This is a genomic window from Candidatus Symbiopectobacterium sp. (assembly GCF_020054415.1).
In the GTDB taxonomy this organism is placed as follows: Bacteria; Pseudomonadota; Gammaproteobacteria; order Enterobacterales; family Enterobacteriaceae; genus Symbiopectobacterium.
In genome coordinates this window covers 1-2,224 of record NZ_JAHWCO010000546.1, presented here as the reverse complement: position 1 = coordinate 2,224, position 2,224 = coordinate 1, and the positions used below count along the sequence as shown (strand labels likewise).

Below are 2,224 nucleotides of genomic sequence, written 5' to 3'. Positions count from 1 at the left end.
CCTGAATAAGCTTTGTCAGCCAGCACCGCATAACCACGACGCTTCATGCTGCCATTCTGGCGCCGAACACCAATACCGTCCAGAAGACGTAATGCGAACTGGCTTTCGTGAGCCTGTCCGGGGCTCAGCAGGATGTTTAACGGGAGACCACTTCCGTCTGTTGCCAGATGGATTTTGGTGCCAAAACCACTGCGAGAGCGACCCAGACCGTTATCTCCGGCGATATCGGGACGTTTTTTTGAGCACCGGCAGCACATTTCAGCGCCCGGATATTACTGCCATCCAGCGCCGTGGCAGACCATTCATATCGCTCAGGTAAATCACGCCATGGAGCACCTGAGCACAGAATCCAGAACATACCATTGATGATTTTACGATGTTCTGCCCATGGACGTCCGGCACGTGGTATTGCTGGTTCAGCAGGCAGTAAAGACTGGATGGTCATCCATGCCTCATCGGGAAGGTCGTAGCGAGCCATAGTTCAATATACTGTGGAAACATACGGTTACTATAACTCAGGCAATTAAGGGACACAGCCTAATGCGCTGTCTCGACTATGTTTATTTTGACCATGTTTACTCAGACAGTTTTCTCATAAGAGAAGTACAATGGAGATAACAACACTTCAACTTGTGCTGATATTTCTCGTCTCATGCGTCTCGGGGATGGGGTCTATTCTCGATGAATTCCAGTTTCACCGCCCTCTAGTCGCCTGTACATTGATTGGCGCCGTGCTCGGTGATTTGCAAACCGGGATCATCATCGGCGGGACCCTAGAAATGATCGCGCTGGGATGGATGAATATCGGTGCTGCTGTAGCACCTGATGCTGCACTCGCGTCCATCATCTCTACCATTCTGGTTATCGCCGGTGGTCAGGGCGTTGGGGCCGGTATTGCGCTGGCTATCCCGCTTGCCGCAGCAGGTCAGGTATTAACCATTATCGTTCGTACCATCACCGTGGCCTTCCAACACGCCGCTGACAGCGCAGCGGAACGCGGTAATTTAAGCGCCATCAGTTGGATTCACGTTTCTGCCCTGCTATTGCAGGCGATGCGTATCACCATTCCGGCGCTGATTGTGGCCGTGTCCGTCGGTACGGAAGCGGTTCACACACTGCTGAACTCCATCCCTGAGGTGGTGAACAACGGGCTGAATATTTCAGGTGGTATGATCGTTGTTGTTGGTTATGCGATGGTTATCAACATGATGCGTGCTGGCTACCTGATGCCGTTCTTCTATCTTGGCTTCGTTACTGCCGCCTTCACCCAGTTCAACCTGGTTGCGCTGGGGGTTATCGGTATTGTCATGGCGATCATGTACATCCAGTTAAGTCCGAAATACAACAAGGCGCAGGGGCAACCCGCCAGTGCATCGGGCAGCAACGATCTTGATAACGAACTGGACTAACAGGGGTGAAATAAATGGTTGATTCAACACAAGAGAAAAAACTGACGCCCAGCGATATTCGTGCGGTGTTTATTCGCTCCAACCTGTTTCAGGGATCGTGGAACTTCGAACGTATGCAGGCGCTGGGATTCTGTTTTTCCATGGTGCCCGTCATTCGTCGTCTGTATCCAGAAAACTCGGAAGAGCGTAAACACGCGATCAAACGCCATCTGGAGTTTTTTAACACGCAACCTTTCGTAGCAGCGCCAGTACTGGGCGTCGCTATGGCGATGGAAGAACAGCGTGCCAACGGTGCCCCGATTGATGACGGCGCGATCAACGGTCTGAAAGTTGGTCTGATGGGACCGTTGGCCGGTATCGGCGACCCGATTTTCTGGGGAACCGCCCGTCCGGTGTTTGCCGCGCTGGGTGCGGGTATCGCCATGAGTGGCAGCCTGCCCGGCCCGATCTTGTTCTTCGTGCTGTTTAACCTGGTACGTCTGTTGGTGCGCTATTACGGAGTGGCTTACGGTTACCGTAAAGGCATCGATATCGTCAGTGATATGGGCGGCTGCTTCCTGCAAAAGATGACCGAGGGGGCATCTATCCTCGGCCTGTTTGTCATGGAGGCGTTAGTTAACAAGTGGACCCATGTAAATATCCCCATGGTGGTTTCGCGCATTACTAATCAGAACGGGCTTTGTTGAATAAATAGAACTTTTGGGTAATCATCGGAGCAGATCACCACAGTTGTTTCAAAATCAGGTCTCCATGGCAAAACAAAATGTTAAAATCACCAACTGGCCCTCTTATAACAAGGCCCTCAAGCAGCGCGG

At 52.0% G+C, this 2,224-nt stretch carries 1 protein-coding gene and 2 pseudogenes; 2 read left to right on the top strand and 1 reads right to left on the bottom strand.

The genetic code is table 11. From position 1 onward, the window contains the following. Positions 1-478: pseudogene (locus tag QZ506_RS16115) on the bottom strand (transposase); the annotation flags it as partial. Between the two features lie 130 nt (positions 479-608). Here QZ506_RS16115 and QZ506_RS16110 point away from each other — a divergent pair. Further along, a complete protein-coding gene (locus QZ506_RS16110) occupies positions 609-1,409 on the top strand; it encodes a PTS mannose/fructose/sorbose transporter subunit IIC (RefSeq protein WP_291972449.1) in 801 nt (266 codons plus the stop codon). Between the two features lie 14 nt (positions 1,410-1,423). Continuing rightward, a pseudogene (gene manZ, locus QZ506_RS16105) lies at positions 1,424-2,080 on the top strand (PTS mannose transporter subunit IID); the annotation flags it as partial. Positions 2,081-2,224: the final 144 nt, after the last annotated feature.